Origin of the sequence: Flagellimonas sp., assembly GCF_965233845.1 — a bacterium.
In the GTDB taxonomy this organism is placed as follows: Bacteria; Bacteroidota; Bacteroidia; order Flavobacteriales; family Flavobacteriaceae; genus Flagellimonas.
In genome coordinates, this window is the sequence record NZ_OZ247584.1 from 3,169,497 (window position 1) to 3,193,089 (window position 23,593).

At 43.5% G+C, this 23,593-nt stretch carries 29 protein-coding genes; 17 read left to right on the forward strand and 12 right to left on the reverse strand.

The genetic code is table 11. The annotated features are described in order from the left end of the window. Window positions 1–51: 51 nt before the first annotated feature. Complete coding sequence (locus tag ACO6S0_RS14190) at window positions 52–1,137, forward strand: adenylate/guanylate cyclase domain-containing protein (protein ID WP_422348981.1); 1,086 nt, start codon at window positions 52–54, stop codon at window positions 1,135–1,137. Here ACO6S0_RS14190 and ACO6S0_RS14195 read toward each other — a convergent pair whose 3' ends face one another. Beyond that, on the reverse strand, window positions 1,138–1,995 hold the full coding sequence (locus ACO6S0_RS14195) for a helix-turn-helix transcriptional regulator (protein WP_422348982.1): 858 nt from the start codon (window positions 1,993–1,995) through the stop codon (window positions 1,138–1,140). Window positions 1,996–2,063: 68 nt separating this feature from the next. On the opposite strand from ACO6S0_RS14195, the gene ACO6S0_RS14200 reads away from it, so the two are divergent. From ACO6S0_RS14200 to ACO6S0_RS14220, 5 genes are all read left to right on the forward strand, one after another. Further along, a complete protein-coding gene (locus ACO6S0_RS14200; RefSeq protein ID WP_422348983.1) occupies window positions 2,064–2,471 on the forward strand; it encodes a VOC family protein in 408 nt (135 codons plus the stop codon). 114 nt (window positions 2,472–2,585) lie between these two features. Beyond that, window positions 2,586–3,170 (forward strand): TetR family transcriptional regulator C-terminal domain-containing protein, encoded by a 585-nt coding sequence (locus ACO6S0_RS14205; protein WP_422348984.1) that lies wholly within the window; start codon window positions 2,586–2,588, stop codon window positions 3,168–3,170. Window positions 3,171–3,283: 113 nt separating this feature from the next. Then, complete coding sequence (locus ACO6S0_RS14210) at window positions 3,284–4,072, forward strand: carboxymuconolactone decarboxylase family protein (RefSeq protein ID WP_422348985.1); 789 nt, start codon at window positions 3,284–3,286, stop codon at window positions 4,070–4,072. A 16-nt stretch (window positions 4,073–4,088) separates the two neighbouring features. Next, entirely contained in the window at window positions 4,089–4,862 is a 774-nt protein-coding gene (gene budA, locus ACO6S0_RS14215; RefSeq protein ID WP_422348986.1) for an acetolactate decarboxylase, read from the forward strand. Window positions 4,863–4,886: 24 nt separating this feature from the next. Then, the gene (locus ACO6S0_RS14220) at window positions 4,887–5,771 is read left to right on the forward strand and encodes an SDR family oxidoreductase (protein ID WP_422348987.1); all 885 of its coding nucleotides are present in this window, start codon (window positions 4,887–4,889) and stop codon (window positions 5,769–5,771) included. 129 nt (window positions 5,772–5,900) lie between these two features. Here ACO6S0_RS14220 and ACO6S0_RS14225 read toward each other — a convergent pair whose 3' ends face one another. Continuing rightward, window positions 5,901–6,425 carry an FMN-binding protein gene (locus ACO6S0_RS14225; RefSeq protein WP_422348988.1) on the reverse strand — a complete coding sequence of 175 codons (525 nt, stop codon included), beginning with the start codon at window positions 6,423–6,425 and terminating at the stop codon, window positions 5,901–5,903. Then, window positions 6,409–7,332 carry a DUF6607 family protein gene (locus tag ACO6S0_RS14230; RefSeq protein WP_422348989.1) on the reverse strand — a complete coding sequence of 308 codons (924 nt, stop codon included), beginning with the start codon at window positions 7,330–7,332 and terminating at the stop codon, window positions 6,409–6,411. The genes ACO6S0_RS14225 and ACO6S0_RS14230 overlap by 17 nt, the downstream gene beginning before the upstream one ends. Before the next feature lie 102 nt (window positions 7,333–7,434). Between ACO6S0_RS14230 and ACO6S0_RS14235 the strand changes: the two genes are divergently transcribed. The 3 genes from ACO6S0_RS14235 to ACO6S0_RS14245 are packed head-to-tail and all read left to right on the forward strand — an operon-like array spanning window position 7,435 to window position 11,604. Then, the gene (locus ACO6S0_RS14235; protein ID WP_422348990.1) at window positions 7,435–9,600 is read left to right on the forward strand and encodes a TonB-dependent receptor plug domain-containing protein; all 2,166 of its coding nucleotides are present in this window, start codon (window positions 7,435–7,437) and stop codon (window positions 9,598–9,600) included. Window positions 9,601–9,605: 5 nt separating this feature from the next. After that, complete coding sequence (locus ACO6S0_RS14240; RefSeq protein WP_422348991.1) at window positions 9,606–11,147, forward strand: HmuY family protein; 1,542 nt, start codon at window positions 9,606–9,608, stop codon at window positions 11,145–11,147. A 10-nt stretch (window positions 11,148–11,157) separates the two neighbouring features. Next, window positions 11,158–11,604, forward strand: coding sequence for a DoxX family membrane protein (locus ACO6S0_RS14245; RefSeq protein ID WP_422348992.1), 447 nt, complete (start codon window positions 11,158–11,160; stop codon window positions 11,602–11,604). Between the two features lie 258 nt (window positions 11,605–11,862). Here the strand turns inward: ACO6S0_RS14245 and ACO6S0_RS14250 are convergent, their stop codons facing one another. The 3 genes from ACO6S0_RS14250 to ACO6S0_RS14260 all read right to left on the reverse strand — a co-directional run bounded on the left by ACO6S0_RS14250 (window position 11,863) and on the right by ACO6S0_RS14260 (window position 14,163). Beyond that, a complete protein-coding gene (locus ACO6S0_RS14250; protein ID WP_422348993.1) occupies window positions 11,863–12,279 on the reverse strand; it encodes a DUF1348 family protein in 417 nt (138 codons plus the stop codon). 107 nt (window positions 12,280–12,386) lie between these two features. Beyond that, window positions 12,387–13,346, reverse strand: coding sequence for an alpha/beta fold hydrolase (locus ACO6S0_RS14255; RefSeq protein WP_422348994.1), 960 nt, complete (start codon window positions 13,344–13,346; stop codon window positions 12,387–12,389). A gap of 262 nt (window positions 13,347–13,608) precedes the next feature. Then, window positions 13,609–14,163, reverse strand: coding sequence for a TetR/AcrR family transcriptional regulator (locus tag ACO6S0_RS14260; protein WP_422348995.1), 555 nt, complete (start codon window positions 14,161–14,163; stop codon window positions 13,609–13,611). A 428-nt stretch (window positions 14,164–14,591) separates the two neighbouring features. Here ACO6S0_RS14260 and ACO6S0_RS14265 point away from each other — a divergent pair, with 428 nt between their 5' ends. Further along, complete coding sequence (locus tag ACO6S0_RS14265) at window positions 14,592–14,996, forward strand: hypothetical protein (RefSeq protein WP_422348996.1); 405 nt, start codon at window positions 14,592–14,594, stop codon at window positions 14,994–14,996. Window positions 14,997–14,998: 2 nt separating this feature from the next. Here the strand turns inward: ACO6S0_RS14265 and ACO6S0_RS14270 are convergent, their stop codons facing one another. Next, window positions 14,999–15,331, reverse strand: coding sequence for a hypothetical protein (locus ACO6S0_RS14270; protein ID WP_422348997.1), 333 nt, complete (start codon window positions 15,329–15,331; stop codon window positions 14,999–15,001). A 115-nt stretch (window positions 15,332–15,446) separates the two neighbouring features. Between ACO6S0_RS14270 and ACO6S0_RS14275 the strand changes: the two genes are divergently transcribed. From ACO6S0_RS14275 to ACO6S0_RS14295, 5 genes are all read left to right on the forward strand, one after another. After that, the gene (locus ACO6S0_RS14275; RefSeq protein ID WP_422348998.1) at window positions 15,447–15,644 is read left to right on the forward strand and encodes a helix-turn-helix transcriptional regulator; all 198 of its coding nucleotides are present in this window, start codon (window positions 15,447–15,449) and stop codon (window positions 15,642–15,644) included. 5 nt (window positions 15,645–15,649) lie between these two features. Next, the gene (locus ACO6S0_RS14280; protein ID WP_422348999.1) at window positions 15,650–16,513 is read left to right on the forward strand and encodes a helix-turn-helix domain-containing protein; all 864 of its coding nucleotides are present in this window, start codon (window positions 15,650–15,652) and stop codon (window positions 16,511–16,513) included. An 80-nt stretch (window positions 16,514–16,593) separates the two neighbouring features. Beyond that, window positions 16,594–16,827 carry a hypothetical protein gene (locus ACO6S0_RS14285; RefSeq protein WP_422349000.1) on the forward strand — a complete coding sequence of 78 codons (234 nt, stop codon included), beginning with the start codon at window positions 16,594–16,596 and terminating at the stop codon, window positions 16,825–16,827. Beyond that, a complete protein-coding gene (locus ACO6S0_RS14290; protein ID WP_422349001.1) occupies window positions 16,824–17,828 on the forward strand; it encodes an NAD(P)/FAD-dependent oxidoreductase in 1,005 nt (334 codons plus the stop codon). Before ACO6S0_RS14285 ends, ACO6S0_RS14290 begins: the two co-directional genes overlap by 4 nt. Before the next feature lie 127 nt (window positions 17,829–17,955). After that, window positions 17,956–18,309 (forward strand): endonuclease domain-containing protein, encoded by a 354-nt coding sequence (locus ACO6S0_RS14295; RefSeq protein ID WP_422349002.1) that lies wholly within the window; start codon window positions 17,956–17,958, stop codon window positions 18,307–18,309. 141 nt (window positions 18,310–18,450) lie between these two features. Here the strand turns inward: ACO6S0_RS14295 and hemL are convergent, their stop codons facing one another. From hemL to ACO6S0_RS14315, 4 genes are all read right to left on the reverse strand, one after another. After that, on the reverse strand, window positions 18,451–19,728 hold the full coding sequence (hemL, locus tag ACO6S0_RS14300) for a glutamate-1-semialdehyde 2,1-aminomutase (RefSeq protein ID WP_422349003.1): 1,278 nt from the start codon (window positions 19,726–19,728) through the stop codon (window positions 18,451–18,453). An 87-nt stretch (window positions 19,729–19,815) separates the two neighbouring features. Further along, window positions 19,816–20,673, reverse strand: a complete 858-nt coding sequence (locus tag ACO6S0_RS14305; RefSeq protein ID WP_422349004.1) for a glucosaminidase domain-containing protein — start codon at window positions 20,671–20,673, stop codon at window positions 19,816–19,818. After that, complete coding sequence (locus ACO6S0_RS14310) at window positions 20,670–21,575, reverse strand: 1-aminocyclopropane-1-carboxylate deaminase/D-cysteine desulfhydrase (RefSeq protein WP_422349005.1); 906 nt, start codon at window positions 21,573–21,575, stop codon at window positions 20,670–20,672. Before ACO6S0_RS14310 ends, ACO6S0_RS14305 begins: the two co-directional genes overlap by 4 nt. A gap of 9 nt (window positions 21,576–21,584) precedes the next feature. Continuing rightward, on the reverse strand, window positions 21,585–21,914 hold the full coding sequence (locus ACO6S0_RS14315; RefSeq protein ID WP_422349006.1) for a hypothetical protein: 330 nt from the start codon (window positions 21,912–21,914) through the stop codon (window positions 21,585–21,587). Window positions 21,915–22,081: 167 nt separating this feature from the next. Between ACO6S0_RS14315 and ACO6S0_RS14320 the strand changes: the two genes are divergently transcribed. Further along, entirely contained in the window at window positions 22,082–22,243 is a 162-nt protein-coding gene (locus ACO6S0_RS14320; protein WP_422349007.1) for a DUF5522 domain-containing protein, read from the forward strand. 69 nt (window positions 22,244–22,312) lie between these two features. Next, window positions 22,313–22,900: a DUF4136 domain-containing protein gene (locus ACO6S0_RS14325; RefSeq protein ID WP_422349008.1), complete on the forward strand. Its 588-nt coding sequence runs from the start codon at window positions 22,313–22,315 to the stop codon at window positions 22,898–22,900. 85 nt (window positions 22,901–22,985) lie between these two features. On the opposite strand, the gene ACO6S0_RS14330 is transcribed toward ACO6S0_RS14325, so the two are convergent. After that, the gene (locus tag ACO6S0_RS14330) at window positions 22,986–23,453 is read right to left on the reverse strand and encodes an Lrp/AsnC family transcriptional regulator (protein ID WP_422349009.1); all 468 of its coding nucleotides are present in this window, start codon (window positions 23,451–23,453) and stop codon (window positions 22,986–22,988) included. Between the last annotated feature and the right edge of the window lie 140 nt (window positions 23,454–23,593).

The window sequence follows — 23,593 nt, forward strand, 5'->3', positions numbered from 1 at the left end:
ACAAAACTACCCTGGGTTTTCTGGCTTGATTTGTTCAAAACGGAGGAAGATTTGTTCGAAAAGGATAACTTTGAAAATATGGTGGTAACATGGATCAACAAGCGCCGATGGCGCACCCTTAGATTCTACATTATTGGCTGGACTTTGAGTTTTGTCTTTCTAAGTATCGTTCGCGGTGTGGGGACCGAAGAAATGGGGAGTCTTAAGTTTGAATTTCTGGATAGCCTACTTCTTGCCTTTACCTTGGGTCCCATAATGGGATTCGTCTCTGGTTTGGCCCAAATTGTTACCGAAGAACGCATCTATAAGAATATTTCCCTTAGAAGGTTCCTGCTCATTCAGTTGTTGTACACCTTTCTCTTTGTAATCCTTTTGGTGATAGTGGCCTTTGGCGTTTACAACCTTTACTTTGGTACATCCGTGGATCTCCTCACTTTTGCATTTGATACGGGAAGTGTGGCCATATATTTTTACGTAACCTGCGTGAACACTTTTTTGGCCATTCTAAGGCAGGTAAACCTTATGCTTGGGGAAGGGAATCTGTTCAAATTGATCATGGGAAGGTTCTACACTCCCCATGAGGAAGAACGCATCTTTATGTTTTTGGACCTGCAAGCCTCAACCACTTTGGCTGAGCGCCTGGGTCATGTAACCTATAGTAAATTGGTGCAGGATTGTTTCAACGATTTAGGAATTGCGGCGGCCAACAATGGGGAAATATATCAATATGTGGGGGATGAAGCCGTGTTGACCTGGCCTTTGGATGAGGGCATTCACAATCAGAATCTACTCAAGACCTTTTACAGATTCAAGCAGCAATTGGAAAGCAAGCGGGAGTACTATGAAAACACCTATGACTGCCTTCCCTTTTTTAAAGCTGGCGTACACGCGGGTATTGTTACGGTAACCGAAGTGGGGAAATACAAAAAGGAAATAGCCTATCATGGCGATACCATCAATACTGCAGCCAGAATTCAAGGGCAGTGCAACAATTTGGGCAGTGAACTTTTGGTATCCGAGACTTTGAAAAATCGTCTGGATGACTCCCATTACATTTTTGAACATATAGGCAGTGTGCCGCTCAAAGGGAAAAATGGTGCCGTATCCATTTGTTCGGTTCGTGCTAATGTACGCTAACTACCCTCGTATTTGACTGGGACGAAAACCGTATTTTTTTGCAAAGGCATTGGAAAAGGAACTCAAGCTGTCATATCCCACATGCCATGCAGCCTCCTGCACCGAGGCTTCCTGATTTCGTAATAGGTCATGCGCCTTGGACAATCTTTCGTTTTGGAGATATTTAAAAACCGGCACCCCAAAATAAGCCTTGAAGTTCTTTTTCAGTTTAAAGCTGTTCAAGCCTATTTGTTTGGAAAGTTCTGATAAGGAAGGAGGCGCATCCAGATTTTGGGCCAGGATTTCTTTGGCCTGTACCAACTTTTCTTTTTCGGATGTCTTGATTCCGTCCTCATCCCGCTGTGCCAATTGTCCAAAAAAATGGGATAACAAGGTGGTAACCTGACTACGGAAAAACATCATTTTGGTTTTTCCATGGTAGGGCGAATGAAATATTTGGTGGACAATGGACTGCATTTCTGGGGTCATATAAAATTTGGGGCCTTGCACATAATGGTCGGAGGGATGCACCAACTGGTTCAACATCTGGGCAAACAACTCCCCTTCCCCATGGGGCAATTTTTCCAAATTTCGAGGGGAGGTGGCAATTAGAATGCATTCCAAGGGTTTATTTGCGGAAACCGTATGGACAAATTCCACCTTGTCATCCGCATAAAAGGATAAAGCAAGTCCTTTACTATGCCGATACGCCTTTTCTTTTCCGTCAAATTGGACGCTTAGTTCCACGTTTCCTGCTCCATAGAAGGCAACCGCAATTACCGGCTCGTCAAAAGTGCAAGAGTCAATGGTAATTTCCTCGGAATCTGCCTCTTCCACTAAAACTATAAAGTCGTTAATGTCCAATAACTCCCTAATCATTCGTCATGTATATAGGTACTTAAATTTACGTAATTTGAAAACAACACATAAACCTAAACCATACACAAATGGACATTTTTAATACGTACATCCCGGAAGGGTTCCAGACGGTTAGCAGCTACTTGTTTGTTTCTGACCCCATTCAGGAAATTAGTTTTCTAAAAAATGCCTTCCATGCCCAGGAATTAAATCGAACCAGCATGCCCAATGGCGATGTGGCCAATTGTATCTTAAAGATTGGCAACAGTTGCTTTATGATCAGTCAGGCCCGTGGGGAATTTGAAGGGATGCGAACCTCCTTTTATTTATTTGTAAACGATGTAGATCATATGTACCAACATGCTTTGGATAATGGAGCCGAATCCGTTCTTGAACCAGCCGATATGTCTTATGACGATCGGCAGGCAGGGGTTAAAGACCCCGCTGGTAATTATTGGTGGATTTCCAAAAGGCTGGTGCAAAAACCTTACAATTAGTTGGTTACAATCATATTGATAGCATTTTGACTTAAAATTGATTGACCTTTTTCAACAGAATAGCGGTAATATAAAAAAATGTGCTATTTTTGTAGACGACTGGTCTAATACAAAATGGAGACAGTAAAACAAAATACTTTACATCGGATACTAAAGATTGGTGGGGATTTGGTGATCCAAAAGGGGTTTAATAATGTTGGACTCAATGAAATTCTAGGGGCTGCAGATATTCCCAAGGGCTCGTTCTATTACTATTTTAAAAGTAAGGAAGATTTTGGCCTTCAGGTTATTAAGAACTACGGGGATGATTCATTGAAATTATTGAAGTCCTATTTGGAAGATAAGAGCAAAAACCCAAAAGAACGTTTTATGTCCTTCTTTAAGGACGTCCGATTAATCCATATCCAAAAGGACTTCACCGAAGGTTGTTTGATGGGCAACTGTAGTTTGGAACTGGGTGACATTAAATCAAGTTACGCGAATGCTGTGGCCAAGGAGCTCAACCGATGGGAAGAAGTTTTTGAAACCTGCATTAAGGAAGGCCAGGAAGATAACAGTATTGGCAATACTTCCGATCCAAGAAAGTTGGCCGCTTTTATGCTGAATAATTGGGAAGGCGCTATTCTTAGAATGAAGTCCGAAAAAAATGAAAAACCCCTCTCCCTCTTTATTGAATTTACAGACGAATTACTGAGCTAAATTTTTTTGATTATTTAATAGACGACTGGTCTAATATGAAATTAAAACTTACCCTATTTGTACTTATAAACCTCGTGACCCTAGTAGTTACTGGCCAAATCAATAAACCTAATATGAAAATCACAAAAAACGAATCATACCTGCTTGGCGTAGCAAATTTGAAAAAAATCGACAGGGATGTCGGAGAGGAAGTAATTGAGAACCTTTCTGAAATATCCCCAGAACTGTCCCAAATGATAGTTTCCTACGTCTTTGGTGAAATCTATGAAAGACCAACCATCGACCTAAGAACCAAGGAAATTGCCATTGTCTCCTCACTTATAGCACTGGATAAAAAACCACAGCTTAAGGTTCATCTAAACGCAGCTTTAAATGTGGGACTTAGTATTTCAGAGCTGCATGAGATCATCATCCAAATGTCCGTCTATTGCGGATTTCCTTCAGCTGTGGAAGCCGCAAAAACTTATAAAGAGGTCCTAGACCAACGAAGACTAGGAGGAAAAATAGATGAAGTGGGAGTTAAAGGTAAATCAACGCCAGAAGAAGAAAAGTTGAATAAAGGGAAGGAAATCTTACAGGAATTGGGGGTTGTTAGTCCCGAAAGCCTGGAAAAAGCATTCCAAGACGTCTCACCAGATTTCCTGAACTATGTCTTTCAATTTGGATTTGGTGAAGTGGTGTCTCGATCGGGTCTTGGACTTCGGGAACGGGAAATTGCCACCATTGCCGCTTTAACGGCCCTGGGAGTGAAAGACGCATTAAAATTCCACATTCAAGGTGCTTTGAATCTAGGTATTTCCAAGGCTGAAATCGCTGAAGTACTGATAACCTCCAGCGTCTTCTGTGGTTTTCCCAAAGCCACAACTGGTATAATGATCCTAAAGGAACTTCAAAATGAATAAACCCCAACTCGGAATCATGCTACTAACAATAGCTTTCATTTCTGCAACCCTAATGGCCTTGAGAACAAAAAATACTAAAGATTCTATCGCACAGCTTAAACAAAACAGTCCAAAAGCAGTCCAACATAACAATGGGAGCCTTTTGTACCAATATGAAGGTTTGGCTCGTTTCGTTTCGAAAAGGGCCTATGAAGGTAGTTTGACTTACAAGCAACTATTGACAAATGGAGGTTTTGGATTAGCAGCAGCTGACAGATTGGATGGAGAAGTGACCATTTTAGAGGGCATTGTATACCAAAGTAAGTTTGATGGTCAGACCATCATACTTAAACCTGACGACCGTACTCCATTTGCATTTGTAACCCATTTTAGCCCCACTATTACCCAAAGTATTGAACATATAGATCAAAGGGATTTGGAAAAGTCGCTGCAATCCAGTTTCAAGGATAATGAAGGGATATACGCAATAAAAATCGAAGGTAAATTTAAGTCATTAAAGCTGAGAAGCTATTCCCTGATTAGCACACCCTTCCCTGCTTTCTCGGAGGTGGTCAAGAACCAAAGTGAATATGCCATGGAAGAGGCTCATGGAACCATGGTCGGTTTTTATATACCCAACTTCTTGAATGGTATTAATGTACCCGGTTTCCACCTACATTTTTTGTCAAGAGACCGTAAAACTGGAGGGCATTTGCTCAATGCATACATCCAAAATGGTACTGTAAAATTAATGCCTTTGGAGGATGGATTTACCGTAAAATTTTCACATAAAACATTCCATAACAATTAAATATTTAATCTAAATCTATTTACAATGAACAATGTAGTAATTACAGGAAGTAGCAGCGGTTTTGGATACCTGACTGCAGTATCGGCCGCCAAAGCGGGCCATAAAGTTTGGGCCACCATGCGTAATGCAAATGGCAAGAACCTGGAAAAGAAGAGGGATCTGGAACAAATTGCTTCAGAAGAGAATGTGCAGATCCAAGTACTGGAACTGGACGTAACAGATTCCGATTCAGTAGATCGTGCCGTTGAAACCATTGTTGCGGAAGATGGTAAAATTGATGTGCTGGTCAACAATGCAGGAATCATGTTTGTTGGTATCACGGAAGCGTACAGCTTGGAACAAATCCAGAAGCAATTCGATGTGAACTTCTTTGGTATCGCCCGAACGGTAAAGGCAGTTACGCCACATATGCGCAAGGCTGGGGACGGACTGATCATCAACACCACCAGCTTGGCCGGCAGGTTGGCTTTTCCCTATTTTGGGGTGTATTGCGCCAGCAAACATGCTGTTGAGGCATATTCACAATCCTTGCGATACGAATTGGCTCCTTTTGGTGTGGAAGTGTGCATCGTGGAACCAGGTCCGTTTGGCACCAATCTCTTGTTTACCGGACCCAAAGAAGCCGACCAAACAACTTTTGAGGCCTATGGCGACTTTAAGGAAGTTCCCCATGCCATGCTCAAAAATTTTGAAGGTCTTTTCAACAGCGAAGATGCCATTGACCCACAATTGGTAGCAGACGATACCTTGAAGCTTATTGAAATGGAGAAAGGCGCAAGACCCACCCGAACCGTTTCTGGAATTGATTATGGCACAGTGGAATTCAATGCAAGGACCCAACCTATTCAGGATGCCCTGATCAAAGAAGAATTGCAAATGGAGCACTTGCTCACCGTTTCCCAAAACTGAGCCAACGGAAATCAAAAGGCAAAGTCCCATACCACAAGGCTTTGGTTGTGGAAAATGTATTTGGTGTGATGGGCTAAATGAAGCTTAATTGATAACGGCGGGGCTTTATGCCCCGTTTACCATTGTTGGTCAAAGATCGCCTTCCTCTTTAAGTAGCTTTAGTTTTTCCAACACCCCCTTAACCGCCTTGGTCATGGACTTTGCTGAAATAGTTGCTCCGGAAATGGCATCAATTTCTGCTCCATATTCCAAAGAACTATCGGAGGTTTTGCCAATAAATTGCTTTAACCATCGCTGACTCCCAATTTGCCGACCATGATTCTCTCGATAGATCAGCACCTTGGCTTTTTTAACGACAAAATCTGGATCAAAAAGCACCACATAATCAAAAACATCCTTCATACTGGGTGCCTTGCCCAAATAGGCATAGCCTAAATTCCCTTCTTGATGTTCAATCTTAAACAAGTGGTCATCACCCAAATCCGCTTTTACGGCATTCATATCAAAATCCTCCACCTCAAAAGTGGTTTGTACGGCACTTTCCAACTTTTGCTGTAATCGGGGCGAAATCTTGTCGGAGGTAAAAGCCAAAAAGAAAAAGGCCATGCACAGCACGGCCCAGTTCTGAAAATTATGCTTATTTACTTTCTTCATTGGCTTGACCTGAATCTGCAACAAACTTGTTGATCAACTGGGAAATTTCTCCAGCACCTGCTTCTGCTTTTTCTAAAGGATAAAAGTGCATGAACATGGGCTTTTCGTCTACTTTTTTGCGCAAGGTTAAATCCCCTTGGCGGTCATAGACCTGGTCCCAGGAATCGCGAACATTGGCCCAAAACTCCTTATGTTCATTCCACCAATCCACAGCCAATTGGCATTTGGAATCTTCCACTTTTTTATAAATGTTCATTCCTTTTTCTTGAGCCAGTAACACATCGGCCTCCCCCTCCTTGCGGATGATCTTATCGTTGTCTTGCTCGTGAACCCAACCATAGGAAGTGATTTCCTGACGATTACCTCGTTTCATCACGTTATAGTCACTTCGTTTGGAGTATTCGCGTCGTGGTAAAGGTGAATCCGTCTTGTTTTCCCAGTAGTGTTTCCCATCCGCATGTATCCAGGTAGCGGAACCAGAATAGCGAGGGCTATCGTCCACTTGATAAACCTTTTGGGTCCATTGACCTTTAACTTGTTCCTTTGGAAGCGTTCCAAATTTCCAAGTGTTGTCCTTGTCATAATAGAACATATTTTGGTTTTCGTATTCCCAATCCTGTCTCCAGTGCTTAATGACCATGGAATCGTTGATCACCAATAAATGTTGGATGGAAATCTTGTTTTTTTCATCGACTATGGGCAAAGCCAGTTCCAAGGCGCCCGCTGTATAGTCCATTTTCTTTTCATAATCAATTTCAGGTGCAAAGGTCTCCGTGTACTTAAAAGTAATGTCGTAGCAACCGCACATGTCCAAAATAGCTTGTCGGTCCAAATCCTTTTTTTTCTGCGCATGCATAATTGCAGTTGCACTTACTAGTAGTGCCCATAAAATGGTTGATTTCTTCATAGTGGTATTCTTATAGGTGAATCAAAATTTGAGTGACAAAAATATTAATTTTATTTAGATTGAATAAAAATAACATATATATTTGTCAACAATTAATCAAGAATGAATCTAAATAACCAAATATTCATAGCCGCAATATCTTGTTTGTTAAGTGTTTACAGTAACGCGCAACAGCTTGATTCTTTAGAGCAAGAAACCATGTCGCTAAAGCAATTGAATGAAGTTGTAGTGACCGGAGAGAGTAAAGTAATGTCCCTCAGCAAGAAATTATTTGCTGTTGGGGTGGTGGATCAAAAGGACATTGCCAAAGTTGCGGGTAACAATCTGGCCGATATTTTAAACTATAATCTCAACATTACCATTACCCCAGATGCCTCCACTGGAAGATCAACGGTAAACATGTTTGGCTTGGATGGGCAATACGTGAAAATCCTGATTGACGGCATCCCCGTAGCCAGTGATAACGGAGTAGGCAATAATATCGATATCACCCAGATCAATTTGGAGGATGTGGAGCGCATCGAAATCGTAGAAGGTTCCATGGGAGTGCTTTATGGTGATAACGCTGTGGCCGGTGTTATCAATATCGTTACCAAAAGAGGGTTGGAAGGCGACTATACTTGGCAGGTACAAGCATCAGTGCAGGAAGAAACCGTAGGGGATGAATATGCCTTGTTTGATGAAGGAAGACACATTCAAAACTTTAAGGTAAGCAATCAGGTTTCGGAAAAGGTGGATTACTCCATAGGTGCTTCCAGAAACGATTATGCTGGGTTCTATAATAACTTCCGGGGTAAAAATTATGTCAATATTCAGGACAATACCGTGGTGAACGATGGCCTGCGCGGAACCGAATGGAACCCCAAAGAACAGTTTACGGCCTTTGGCAACTTTAATGCCTCCTTGGGCAAACATCATATTTTTTACAAGCTCCAATATTTTGATGAGGCGGTAACCGTCTATAACCGCAATGTGACCGGGCGGTTGGATCCTGGAACGGGACAGGTAAAACCCACGGCGTTGGACGAGATTTTTGAAACAGACCGTTGGGTCAACAACCTTACCGTTTCCGGTCCGCTAAACGGACAGACCAACTACAATTTGTTTTTTTCGTACCAAGACCAAAAACGCTACTACCAGCAATATGTTTACAATATTCTGCAAAGGGGGATAGAGTCTTTTATCACGGACGACCTAAGCCAGTCCAGTAAAATTTACTATTCCAAGGGCTTTGTATCCAACATCGTTCCCAAATCGGAGTTTTTTAATGCGCAATTGGGGTATGAGTTTACCCGCCAAACCGGTTTTGATGCCATTGCCACTGGCTCATATTCCAATGACGTGGTAGAGAACACCCTGGAAAACTATGATTTTTTCGGGGTACTGGATTTTAACCTGTCGGACAAGCTCTCACTCTACCCAGGAGCACGGTTTACCAACAATTCCCAGTTTGGCAACCAATTGATATGGTCCCTGTCCTCTACCTATGATTTTACGGACACCTTCAAACTAAAAGCTGTCTTTGGTTCGGCATTTAGGGCACCCAATTTTGAAGAACTGTTCTTCTATTTTGTGGATGCCAACCACAATGTTCAGGGCAACCCCAACCTGCAACCGGAAGATGGAATTTCCGTGTTCTTGAATTTGGAAAATAAGTACAAAATTGGGGAAAGTGGCCTCCTAAAATCGGCTATCAAGTCTTATTATTTTGATATCCAAGATAAAATTGCCAGTGTGGTAACCGCCGATGACAATGACCGAAGCCTCTTCACCTTCGCCAATGTGGATTATTCCAAAATTTTGGGCTTTTCTTGGGAGAACAGCATCAAATTGGACCGTTGGCAAGCGGGATTGGGTGCTACCTACATGGGCGAATCTACCGCTATTGACGGCTCTACAGCTAGTAACAGCGATTACCTCTGGAGCTTTAATCTTCAGACTACCCTGGGCTACACCATCCCTTCTTGGAAAACCACGCTCTCCACCCAACTTAAATATACCGGCAAAACCCAGGTTTTGGTTCCCGGGGACAATGGTCCTGTTGTGGGCCAAACCGATGATTTTACTTGGATGGATGCCTCTGTCAGAACAAGTTTGATCAAGGATCTGGATATCACCCTTGGTGTACGAAACATCTTCGACATTGTTACCGTAAATGCCTCCGATGTGCCTTCGGGAACCCATAGCTCCAATTCGAGTGCCAGTAGGCTGTTCGGTAACGGGAGATCTTATTTTCTAAAACTATCATACAATTTAAACCTTAATTAAAAACCATGAAAAAACTTACGTTTTTATATGTGTCGCTATTTTTGGCGATTTTGAGTTCGTGCAGTAGCGATAATTCCGAAGATCTTATCGATTTCTCTGTGGCCTTTAGTACTGCTACCATTAGTGCTTCAGAAGCTGATACTACCAAGGAAATCACCCTGAATTTTTCAAGGGCGGCCACCGAAGCTGGCACCATCACCATATCCTTTACTGGCGAAAATGCGGTTTATGGCACCGATTTCTCAACAGTTCCAGCGGCTAGCTCCGGAACCATCTCTGTTCCTGTGGCCGTGGGAGATTTAAACGCTACCGTTACCTTCACCAAAATCCTAGATCCTGTTGAAGGAACCACCAAATCAGTCACCTTTTCTATAGATGGTTTTGATAATACGGACTGGATAAACGGTTCCGTAAACTCGGCAGCCGTTAGCTTTACCCCTATCCCATCCTTGAACGGTATCGTTGATTTGGAAAATGGGGGTTCCAACATGCCAAATCAGGTGTATTTCGATTTTAGCTCTGGATTGCAGACCGCTGTAAAGCGGGATACCTGGGAACTGGGACTATTCAATGGCACTGAAAACCGGGTATATTTGAATGCTTCTTTGTTGGTATCCGCAGCTAAATTGGACGGTGTTACAGACCTACTTTCTGTTACTGAAGCTACCGAATTAACCACTCCCTTGGAATTGAACACCTTGGACCCCATGACCTTCCAACCTACCACGGTAACCGTAAATACAGTGGGAGAACTGCTCCAAGGATTGCCTGTGGGTTATTTCCAGTATGGGGACATTGATGAAGGTATTGTCTTTACCGACAGTTGGCAAGGCGACTTGGAAGGAACGGCTTTTGCAGAGATCTCCACAACAGCCGATGAAAACAATGTGTACATTGTGGGCCTAGGAAACGAAATTCCCACCGAAGCCGCCGAGCCTGGAAGTATCAACACCACAGGAGATCACCGAGGTTACATGAAAGTTAGAATCCTTAGCGATGGCAGTAATTATACCATTCGATATGCTTCCTTGGAAGAAACCACCAATTTTTCGGAGGTTACGGTTCCCAAGAATTCCAGCTACTTGGTGTCCGGCTTTAGCCTGACCGAAGGTCAGAGCGTAAGTGTTGAACCTGAAGCTGATGCATGGGACATCAACTTTAGCGGGGTGTTCTCCTATTATGGCTACCAAGGTCCGCTTGTTGCCGGCTTGACCTATTCTGACTTTGCCGTACACAATACTCTAGGTGGTGTGGGCCTCTACCAGGTTACCACCTACGAAAAAGATTCCGAAGGAAATGTAACCGAGCTTGATGTGCCTTCCTATACCGATTTTGCCCGTGGTGACGTAGATGAATCTTCTTTGGTTTATGATGACAGAACCATTATCGGTAGCGGATGGAGAGACTCTTTTGGTGGGGTACTCAAAGATGACCGATACTATGTACTAAAAGATGCTGCCGGAAATTACTACAAAATGATGTTCACTGCTTATGTGAGCAACGAAGGGGTTCGTGGCAATGCCCAATTTACCTACGAAAGACTTTAAAACGGACATCATGAGCACTAAAAATATTGTTTTTATAATCCTTCGGCTGATTTTGGGAGGAATGATGGTCTATGGGGGCATCCAGAAGTTCCAAAAGCCCATTCCATCCCCGGTTGAAGTAGTGGAGAAGGCCGAGAAGTTCAAAGCTCCAGAAAAGGAAAGTACCCTTCAAAAAATATTGTACATCAGTGGAGCCAAACAGACCGGATACTTTTGGCAGGTATTGGGTATTTGTGAATTGTTATTTGGTCTGTTGGTACTGCTGCAAGGCACTAGCTTTGTGGGCGCCATTTTCTTGCTGCCCATAACCTTGCACATCTTTTTGTTTCATCTGTTCCTAGAAGCGGAGGAGCTGGGCGAACTGCTCCAGACCGGAGGTCTGTTTGCCATCAACATCCTGCTCATCCTTAAAGAAAAAAGCAAGTGGCAACACCTGCTTTGGATCAAACCTATGTAGTTAGGTTGGTTTTAGTTAGATTTTTGTGGGAAACGGGGCTTAAAAGCCCCGTTTTTTCTGTGGCACCCCGCCCCTCCGGCTCAATTGCAAATTGAGCCACCTCCCCTCTTGCGGGAGTAACTTAACTTTTTAACTAAAGTTTCTCCCCAGTCATGGGGAGATGTCCGAAGGACAGAGGGGCAATCTTACCCTTCAATTAACTTACAACTCGATTTGGGGAGGTGTGTTGATACTTCGTATCAACACGGAGGGGCGAAATCACAACCTCCTATCCCCTTCCACAATAGCCTCATCATTAATGCTCGCGTATCTTTTCTTCATCAAGCCGTTTGCATCAAACTCCCAATTCTCATTGCCATGGGCTCGGAACCATTGTCCATCCTTATTTTGATATTCGTACTCAAAGCGGACAGCAATACGATCATCCCCATGCGCCCAATACTCCTTTTTGAGTTTGTAATGCCGTTCATTTTCCCATTTGTCCGTCAAAAACGCTTGGATTTCTTCTCGCCCATTGATAAACTGCGACCGATTTCGCCACTCGCTATCCACCGTATAAGCTTTGGAAATTTTTACGGGATCTTGACTGTTCCAGGCATCTTCCGCCAATTGTATTTTCTGTTTGGCCGTCTCCAGGGTAAATGGAGGAACCGGCTGTTTAACTTCTTGTTCCATAATGTGTCGTTTATGCCATACTAAGTCGGATGAAAACCAAAAACACTACCCGCAACCTCACAAAAAAAATGAGCCGCGGGCAGTGCACCTAATTATGGGTTATTTAACTATTTTATCTTGTTTTTAGCTAGAAAATTACTGATGTACCGGGCAATCTCATCCCCTTTTTCCTCCAAGGCAAAGTGTCCGGTGTTCAACAAATGGAACTCCACATTCTTAAGATCTCGCTTGTACGGATGCGCGCCTGAGGGAGGGAAAATATAGTCGTTCTTTCCCCACACGATCAAGGTAGGCACTTGGTACTCCCTAAAGAGTTTTTGCCATCCCGGGTAGCGGTCCACATTTGTACGGTAGTCATAGAACAACGCCAATTGGATTTCGTTGTTCTCCGGACGGGTCAAATGTTGCAAGTCGTGGTGCCAATTATCAGGACTTACCTTGGTACTGTCCTGCACTCCATGCAGATATTGCCATTTTAGGCCTCCCAATTGGTGAAATCCTTCCAAAGCTTTACCATTTTCCACCGTGTAATCGTTCCAGTATTTTTTTAATGGAATCCAGAAATCGGCCAGACCTTCGTCATATGCATTTCCATTTTGCACGATAAAAGCCTCTACCCTTTCCGGATGTTTCTCAAAAATGCGATAACCTACGGGAGCGCCATAATCCATCAAATACAAGCTATACTTATTAATCTTGAGCTGCACTAACAACGCATCCACGATCTCCGCAAAATTGTCAAAGCTGTACTCAAACTCAGACATGGGCGGTTGGGAGCTTCTTCCATAACCAGGGTAGTCAGGAGCGATCAAGTGGTAATCTTGGGAGAGATCTTCCATCAAGTTTCGGAACATGTGGGAAGAAGTGGGATACCCGTGCAACAATACAAGGGTTGGGGCATCTTTGGGGCCCGCTTCGCGGTAAAAAATATCCAAACCGGCCACTTTGGCTGTATGGAAAGTGGTTGGATAGGTGTCTGCACCGGACTTGTTTCGTTGTCCGTTAAGGTTCGAGGTCACAAAAAGTGCCATTACAAATACTACTACAATTGATTTACTTGTTTTCATGATTTTAATATTAATTGTTACTCGTAATGCATTTTGGTGAAATTTGTCAGTTTGAGTGTCCCGAACTGGTTTCGGGATGTATCGAAAAGGAATTTCAACTTTAAAGCAGTTCTCGATACCTGCCCGTCCGGCAGGCGGGCGGTTTTTCGTACCTCAAAACCACTCGAACTGACGGTTGATCTTAACTTGCTTTTCAAAATGCATTACCGCTATTGTCTATTTCAATTACCGAACGTTCGGTAATTATATGGGTTAAATTTTTTTATGCTGTATATCTCTGTTCAATATCTTGTATGGCCTGGGCAAAGGGCTCCGTGCTACCTGTAGCCTTGCTAAGCACCAAACTCCCTTGGATCTCCACAAAATTCTGTTGAGCCAGTTGCTTGGACGTCGATTCATCTTTTCCAAAAGCTTCACCCAAAATGCTAAACGAATCCAACCACTGCCCAATCCCCTTTTCTATTTTATTACCAAAGAGCGACATGCCAGTGTCCATACTCAAGGAGCGGTACAGGCATACCTTGGTGCCATGGCCGTACACCTCACCAATATTGTGGATGGCATCTTTTAGCCGTTGCTGTGGTGGCACCTCCGAGTTGGAAAGTACCATATAAACCTTCTCGTTGATCCAGGCTTCCATAAAGTCCAGCACGGCATCCGTCATTTCCTTTTTCCCGCCGGGAAAGCGGTGGTAGAGACTGGCTTTTTTAAGCCCCGTGGCCTCGGCCAACTCATTTAGGCTGGCCCCGTCATAGCCCTTGGAACGAAACACGGACATAAGTCCGTTTAAAATTTCCTGATCTGATACTTTTGCCATTCTCATGGGGCAAATGTACAACGATTTTTAATTTTACCAAACGTTCGGTAATATTTTAACACACTTTAACGAACTATCGTCCTGAGCGTCCTCCTGAGTGAAGCGAAGGAACAGCAAAGGACCCCATCCTTCCCCGCTCCGCACCCAAAACAACCCCAAACCCACCAAAAAGGCCCAAAATTGTAGGAAAGCCCTAGTTTTTTTATGGAACTTGTCCAACGGTTACTGCAAAGTAAATTTTAATTTAACGTCTGAAAATTTCCAGGTAGCTATTGACAGGGTATTTAGTAGCTACTTGAAAATAAAACAATCCACTAAATACATTTTACCCCATGAAAAATCATGCTATATCCTTTCTGTGCCTTCTTTTAAACATAACGTTCATTTACGCACAAAACACAACAACCTCATCTCCCCAAAAAGTAGAAATGAAAGTCCGTGCTCTGGGCTACCGTTTTTATCAAAATGATGAACGATTAACATGGAACGAATTAGTTGATGCCACGGAATCCGTGGATAAGGCAAATGAATTGATTAAACGGGCAAAATCACAAAATACATTGGCCAATATTCTGGCTTTTACGAGTGGAGCCTTAATTGGTATTCCTTTGGGTCAGAATGCCGCAGGTCGGGAACCCATTTGGGAATTAGCCTATATTGGTGGTGGAACTGCTTTGGTTTGCTTTCATTTGGCGTTCCGTGCATTCAATAATGTGAATAAAGGAATAGATGATTACAACTTGACCATAAATTCCACCGCCCAATATAAATTTAATCCAGAGATCAAGGTACTGGCCAACAGTAACGGATTTGGTTTAGCCATAGGCTTTTGACCCTACCCCAAACACCCCTTTAACTGTTTATAGCAGGCCTCTGCTACTGGGGTCAACTCTTGGCCACTAAACGAAATGGGCAATTGCGGTGCCCGATCCAAAAATTGGCCATAGGTGGTGGTAAACTGCTCTAGTTGGGAAGCCGGCACCTTCATAAGCTGGGCTACCAAGGCCATAAGATCTAGAGCATATAGCCCGCCATCTTCCAGGCCCATGCCTTTAAGGGTATCCGTGAGCTGGCTGTGCTTAAGATCTTGGCGGATAAGGTGTATGATCAAGGTTTTATGGCGCATAGGAAGTAGGTTATTTGGTTTAACAATATTAAATAATATCATTTAATAATATTTTACAACATTTTTTTGTATCGTATTTTGCTATACCCCAAGAGATGTTTATTGAAAATTTTTACAAATACGTATTACTTCGTAATACATGTCCCAAACCAAGATAATGAACCGCATCAAAATTGTACTTAAGGAACAGGGCCGCACCCAGACCTGGTTGGCAGAAAAGATCAACAAAAGCTATGTGGTGGTCACCAACTACTGCAACAACAAGGCCCAGCCCAGTATTCCCGTACTCAGGGACATTGCCCAACTCCTGGATGTGGACGTAAGGGAGCTGTTGGAGCCCACCAAATTGGACTAGCAACCATGGAAAAAATCCCAATCGCACGGCTGGATCATTTTCAAAAAGAACCCCACCTTTTGGGGAACTTTATCATTAGGGATATTGCCCAACTCCTGGAAAAAATCCCCTTGGTACAAGAACTGCATCGGCACGATTTTTACTTTATTCTGGCCTTGGAACAGGCCGCCGGGCAACATCATATAGATTTTACCCCCTATCCCGTGGGTAACCATTGCGTGTTCTTTATGCGGCCCGGACAGGTACACGACCTGACCCTGGACCAAGGATCAACCGGTTTTGTTATACAGTTCACCTCAGACTTTTTTGACAATTGCAGCATGGATTCCAGATTGCTGCTCCGCTCTTGCAGCAACACCACGCTGTATTCCTTCGATCCTGCTTCGTATGCAAATGTGACCAAACCCCTGCATGCCATCCTGGACGAATTTTCCGCAGAACGCCCCGGTCACGAAAAAATGATCAAGGCGCAACTGGATATTTTCCTTATCCAACTTTTGCGCCAGCAGCAGGCCAAGGTTCCCAAACTTAAAGGCCCTGACCTTTACCCACGAGAGCGACTGGAGGCTTTTTTGGAACTGTTGGAAACCCATCTGGCCGCCCATAAAAAAGTTTCGGACTATGCCGAGCTACTGCACCTGAGTGCCTACCAACTCAATGCCATTACCAAATCTGGATTGGGCAAGACCTGCCGTGAGGTGATCAACGACCAAATAATCTTGGAATCCAAACGGCGATTACTGGCCACCAGCAACCAAGTGAAGGAAATTGCCCATCAACTGGGCTACCATGATGTTTCCTATTTTATCAGATTTTTTAAAAAACACGTTGGGCAATCGCCAGAGGCTTATCGGCAAAACTTTACATAAGTCCTATTCAAGCCCGCTCTTGTCCTACCTGCACAGCCCAGGTGGTCACTACTTTTGTACCCGTACATTTAAAAATCCTTATGAAAACAAGAGCCAAACTGATCGCCTCTCTCAAAATTTGGGTGGTAATCTATCCTGCCCTTACCCTGTTCCTTTATCTGTTCAAAGAACCCTTGATGACCATGCCCATATACCTGCGTACTTTACTGATGACGGTATCCTTGGTGCCCCTCATCGTGTTTATTGGGGTGCCTTTTGTTGATTTTGTGGTGAAAAAGGTCTCTTCATCCTCCACGTCCAAAACGCAGGCATGAAACCCATGAGCCGAAGAACATTTATAAGCAAAAGTGGCACGATCACGGCATCGGGCCTGCTGCTTCATCCTTTAAACCTTAGTACTCGTTATCCTATGAAAAAAAACCATTTTGATGTTATTATCGTTGGCGGAAGCTACGCTGGCCTGTCTGCCGCCATGGCCCTGGGCAGGGCCCTAAAAAAAGTATTGATCATAGACAGTGGCAAACCCTGTAACCGGCAGACGCCACATTCGCACAATTTTTTGACCCAGGATGGGGTGCCGCCTCATGAAATAGCCCAACTGGGAAAATCGCAGGTGGCCCAATACCCCACCGTTCATTTTTTTGATGGACTGGCAACCGAAGGTAAAAAAATCGCCGATGGGTTTGAAATTACCGTTTCCACCGAGGAACGGTTCACTGCCAAAAAAGTGGTCTTTGCCACGGGCATCAAAGACATTATGCCTCCCATCGAAGGATTTTCAGATTGTTGGGGCATTTCCATTTTGCACTGCCCCTATTGCCATGGTTACGAAGTTCGCGGTACTAAAACTGGGGTATTTGCCAATGGAGAGGAGGCTTTTGAGTTTGCCAAATTTCTGACCAATTGGACGCAAGATCTTACCCTTTATACCAATGGAAAGTCCGATTTGTCCCCAGAACAAATACAACAACTCAAAGACCTCAATATTGAGGTTGTGGACAAGAAAATCCAAAAAATGGAGCATGAGGAAGGCTATTTGAAACAGCTTCAATTCTTAGATGGCAGTACAGCAACTATTACCGCGCTCTATGCCCACATCCCTTTTGAACAGCATTGTGACATTCCCATTTCCCTAGGCGCCAAACTGGACGAACAAGGTTATATTGCTTTGGATGGGATGCAAAAAACAACTGTGGATGGCATGTATGCCTGCGGGGACAACGCCACCCGGATGCGAACGGTTGCCAATGCGGTCTATCAAGGTACTTTTACCGGCATGGTCGTAAGCAAGGAGATGATCATGGAGGAGGTTTAGTATTTAAATATGTCTTACAAGTAAAAAACTCCTCCCTTCGTACGAGGGGAGGTGTCCGAAGGACGGAGGGGTTTTAGCTAATTATTATTTTTACCTACCTTACCCCTACCCAATCTTACAATACCCAATGAGGCGACATAACAAACGTATGCTAAAACCGTACAGGAAAGACCTACGCAAAAACCTGACCCCAGCTGAGGCTTTTCTGTGGACCAAACTGCAACGCAAACAACTGGACGGAAGAAAGTTCAGAAGACAGCACAGCATTGATAATTTTATTGTGGATTTCTATTGCGCTTCTGAAAAACTGATCATTGAACTGGACGGACAGGTACATTTTAATGCGGTGGCCCAAGAAAAGGATTATTTACGCACCCAACATCTGGAAGGTCTTGGTCTCACCGTGCTTCGGTTTGAAAATAGGATGGTGTTTGAGAATTTGGCTTCGGTGTTACGGGAGATTCGGGAACATTTTGGGTAGTTGGTGCTAACTGCTAAATTCGACCCTTCCGTCCTTCGGACACCTTCCCTTAAAGGGAAGGAGGTCTCGTGTTAAGACCTTAATTGCTCCTTTCCCTGTTTAGGGAAAGGTGATTCCGAAAGGAATCGGCAAGGGTGAAAACTAAAAAATAGTTTTCACCGCTTCAATGGTCTTATCCAAATCTGAATAACTCAGGGCATCGTTTAAGAAGTAACTCTCAAATGCCGAAGGCGGTAAATACACCCCTTGCCCCAACATGCCGTGGAAATATTTTTTAAAGGTATCGTTATTCCCTTTGGCCGAAGAAGCAAAATCCACTACGGGATCTTCGCAGAAATGCACCGAAATCATACTACCAAAACGGTTGATTTGGTGCGTTACTCCTTTTTCAGTCAAAACCTCAGCAATGCCTTTGTGCAGATACTCCGTTTTTTCTGCCAGACTGGTGAACACTTCAGGTTTGTTGTTGAGTTCGCTAAGCATGGCCAATCCGGCGCTCATGGCCAAGGGATTCCCGCTTAAGGTTCCAGCTTGATACACCGGCCCTTCGGGAGCTAAATGCGACATGATTTCGGCCTTGGCGGCAAAAGCGCCCACCGGCAATCCGCCCCCAATTACTTTTCCGAACATTACAATATCAGCATCAATGCCCAAAGCTTCCTGCGCCCCACCTTTACCCAATCGGAAGCCGGTCATCACCTCATCAAAAAGCAACAAAATGCCTTCTTGGGTACAGAGTTCTCGAAGACCATGGATAAATTCATCCGTAGGAATAATACAGCCCATATTACCTGCCACAGGCTCCAGAATAATGGCTGCAATCTCACCTTTATTGGCTTCTGCAAGGGCCTTTACGCCTTCCAAATCGTTGTAATTGGCCAGCAAGGTGTCCTTTGCGGTTCCCTGGGTAACGCCCGGACTATTTGGGCTACCAAATGTCACCGCTCCGCTCCCGGCTTGGATTAAAAAAGAATCGGAATGACCGTGGTAACAGCCTGCAAATTTGATGATCTTATCTTTTCCCGTGTACCCACGAGCCAATCGTACCGCACTCATACAGGCCTCGGTACCACTGTTCACAAACCGAATCTTATCAATGTTCGGCACCATGGAAACAGCCAGTTGGGCCAGTTCGGTCTCAATTTCTGTGGGCATCCCGAAGGAGGTTCCTTTTTTGGCTTTTTCGATTACCGCATTGATCACAGGTTCATGGGCATGACCCAAAATCAATGGGCCCCAGGAAGCGATGTAATCAATCAATTGGTTGCCATCCTCATCATATAAATAGGCACCTTTGGCCTCTTTCACAAAAATGGGGTCTCCGCCTACGGCTTTAAAGGCTCGCACCGGGGAATTTACCCCACCTGGAATGTATTTTTTGGCCTCTGCAAACAAGGCGCTGCTTCGTTGGTATAGCATGTAGTGTTCTAGTCTTTGATGTCAGTTCGAGCGCAGTCGAGAATGACATCTATATAATCACATCTCGACTGCGCTCGATGTGACATTTTACTTTGTTCTTTCTTTTCTGATATTAAGCACCTGACCAATAGAAATGGTATTGCTGCCCAGGTTGTTCAACCGTTTCAGCTCATCCACCGAAATGGTATATTTTCTAGAGATGCCATAAAGGGTATCTCCTTTTTCCACCACATGGGTGAACACATCATATTTTTTGGGAGCCCGTACGGTGTCCAGTCCACCACGGACTACTTCATCATCATATTGGTCCAAATCGTATCGCTCTATCAGGGCAATTAACTTTTGAGGGTATTTACGGTCTGTGGCATAACCTGCCTGCCGCAATCCGTAAGCCCATTTTTTATAGTCATCCCGTCGGTAATTAAACAGAAATGCATAGCGCGAACGTGACGAAAGAAAAATACTGTGATCCCTAAACGAATACATAGGGTGGTTGTACTTCCGAAAGCACTCCCCTTTGGCATCATCGTCGTGAAAATCAAACTCTCCATCCCATCCCGTATGGCATTTGATTCCGAAATGATTGTTGGTCTTTCGAGTCAACTCACCCTTGCCCGATCCACTTTCCAAAATACCTTGCGCCAGGGTAATACTTGCCGGAATGCCAAAGGCGCGCATTTCGTACTGGGCCATTTCCGCAAATGTCTCGATGTACTCCTGGGTATCGACTATGGGAAACTTTACAAATCGGCCTGGATTTGCGGGTAATGGATACAGTTCTGATTCTTTGGGCCCGTCCTTGGGCAAATCCCGGTTAGGGTTTCTTGGAGTATTTATACTGGTTTCCACAACAGGTTTTGGTTGACGGGTTACCGTGCGCTTTTTGGACTTACAACCCGTTAGTAACACCGCGAGCACCACAACATATCCAATTCTCCTGATCATAAATCCAATAACGGTAAATTCTTTTGCTTCAGTATTTGGTTCATGCCTTTTATCCCTTGTAATCCTCCAGTATGGATGGCCAATATCTGGGTGCCAGGATTGAAAAAGCCCTTTTTAATCAGATCAAAAATACCAAAAACCATCTTTCCAGTATAAATAGGATCTAAGGGAATCCCTGTTTTCTGTTTAAAATGGTTGATAAAGTCCGCCAGTTCGGCCGTAATCTTGGCGTATCCACCAAAGTGGTAATCCTGCATCAAATCCCAATCTTCACTATCTGTTAACTTCTGAATCTCACTCGTTAAAAAGTCACCCTTAAGAGCAGGAAAGCCCAGAACTTTTTGGTGTGGTTGGGCAGAATTGATCAAGCCGGCTATGGTTCCTCCTGTTCCTACAGCGCAGCAAATAAAATCGTACTTGTTATCCGCCTCCATCAAAATTTCTTGGCAGCCTTTAATGGCCAAATCGTTGGTGCCGCCTTCGGGCAAAAGATAGAAATCATCAAAAGTCATCTTCAATTTATAAAGAAACAAATCTGTTCCTTTAGTCCGATAGTCGCTTCGCGAAACAAAATGAAACCGCATCCCATGTTCAGAAGCCAGTTTCAAAGTTGGATTATCTTGCCACCCCTCCTCTAGCTCCTCCCCGCGAATGACACCGATGGTTTTTAGTCCAGCCTCCTTTCCAGCACAAGCTGTAGCCGCTATATGATTGGAAAATGCCCCACCAAAGGTGAGCAGCGTGCTATGCCCTTGCCGCTTTGCTTCAACAAGATTGTATTTGAGTTTTCGAAATTTGTTACCTGAAATGTGGGGATGAATCAAATCCTCCCTTTTAATATAAAGGTCGATGCCACTTTCCTTAAAAAAAGGGAAATCAATTTTCTGATTGGGAATTAACAAGTCTTGGTATTATCGCATCAAATAGTTTACAAAACCATAAGGTTTTCTCTGGAAAATATACTCCATATCATTCTCATTGGCGTAGGCCTCACGTTCAAAACTGATATTTTGGTAGGCCCTATAACTATCCAGATATAATACGGTACGCAATAACCACTCGGAAATATATAGGATATAAAAAGGTATGATGAGAAGCTCCCGCTGCTGTTTCAGATGTATACGCTCGTGGTTGATCAGTACATCGTCCTTCCTAAGGGCACCTTCCTTTAAAATAATAAAGGGCCACAAAGACAAGCCAACATAGTTGCGATAAAAGAAATGTTTAAAGACTAAAATCAAACCGAATTATCATAGGTTTCCTACAAATATAACTTTTGAAGCTACTCTAGAATGGATTGCATCGATAATAAGATTAACAATTTCGGTGAATAACCCAATTTACCCTATATAAAGCCTTTCATCGGAATAGCTTAATTTTATAGGTAATTGGACAGGATTCATTATACATGAAGGAGCTTATTCCTCTTGAAGAGGGCGATTATTACTTATCCGAGGAAGGATACAAGGTCTTTACGGAACAATACCACCTTAAAAGGGGTTATTGCTGTGAAAGTGGATGCCGACACTGCCCCTATGGCTATGATAAAAAGACAAATAGCCAGCATTAACAGTATGTTCGGCATAATATTTGTGACTTATTTATAGTCTTTTCTGTTGAACTCAAAAGTAAAATTGATATGAAAAATGTAAAACTTCTCACCTTGGTCGTCTTAGCGGCGACATTTATGGTTTCCTGCTCTTCTGTACGCGTGGTCTCCGATTATGATACCCAAACGAATTTTGGCGAATATCAAACCTATGCCTTCTACAAAACCGGCATTGATAAAGCCCAAATATCAGATTTGGACAAAAAACGAATTCTAAAGGCTATAGAGACGGAAATGACTTCCCGTGGCTTTGCCAAATCCCAAAAACCCGACGTACTGATCAGCATTTTCACCAAGGAACGTGAACGCGTTGATGTGTACAACAACAACTTTGGATGGGGAGGCGCATGGGGCGGCTTCTACAATCCTTGGGTCTGGGGTCCTGGTTGGGGCTGGGGCTGGGGAGGAGGCTTCGGCAACAATGTAAGCACCCGTACCGAAGGATCCCTATATATTGATGTTATTGATGCCAACAAAAAAGAACTGGTTTGGCAGGGACGTGGTGTTGGCACGCTTAACAATACCAAGAACATTGAAAAGAAAGAGGAGCGCATCCGTGAGTTTGTTTCACATATTTTAAAAGAATATCCTCCGATGCCAGCGGTGGCATCCAACTAAAAAAATAAGTAGAACGAAGAATCTGTAGTAACTGGTTTGGAGTTTATTGCGGTTGATAAGTGAATTGGATTCTTCGTTCTCTTTTTTACAATAACGGAAAACTCGTTTCGTTTTTCACTTCCTTTAATACAAAGGCACTTTTTACCGCCCCAATATTGGGCAAAGATGCAATCTTGGTCTTGGCAAAATCGTAATAGGCGTCTAGGTCTTTGACAATGACCTTGAGCAAAAAGTCAAATTCCCCACCCACCACAAAACATTCGGTTACTTCTGCAAACTGTTTCACCTGGTTTAAAAATTCATCCATTAAATGGCCTTTTTGCGCCTCTAGGGACACAAAACTAAATACGGTGATACTGTGTTCAATCTTCTCCTTGTCCAAAATGGCAGCATAATTTTTGATGTAGCCCTCCTGCTCTAACCTTCGGATCCGCTCATAGACAGGTGTCTTGGTCAATCCCAGCTGCTCCGCAATGGCTTTTGCGATGGTTTTGGCGTCCTTTTCCAATATTTTTAGAATCTCACGATCAATGGAGTCTAAGCGTTCCTGCATATTTTCCTTTCTAGGTGTTCATTTTATGATAAAATTAGACATTATTACTAAATTTTATAAACAAAATAGACTTTATTCCTGATATTTATTCAATTACCAGTGCTATGACTATAAATTGTAACTTTATGTAGTATATATAC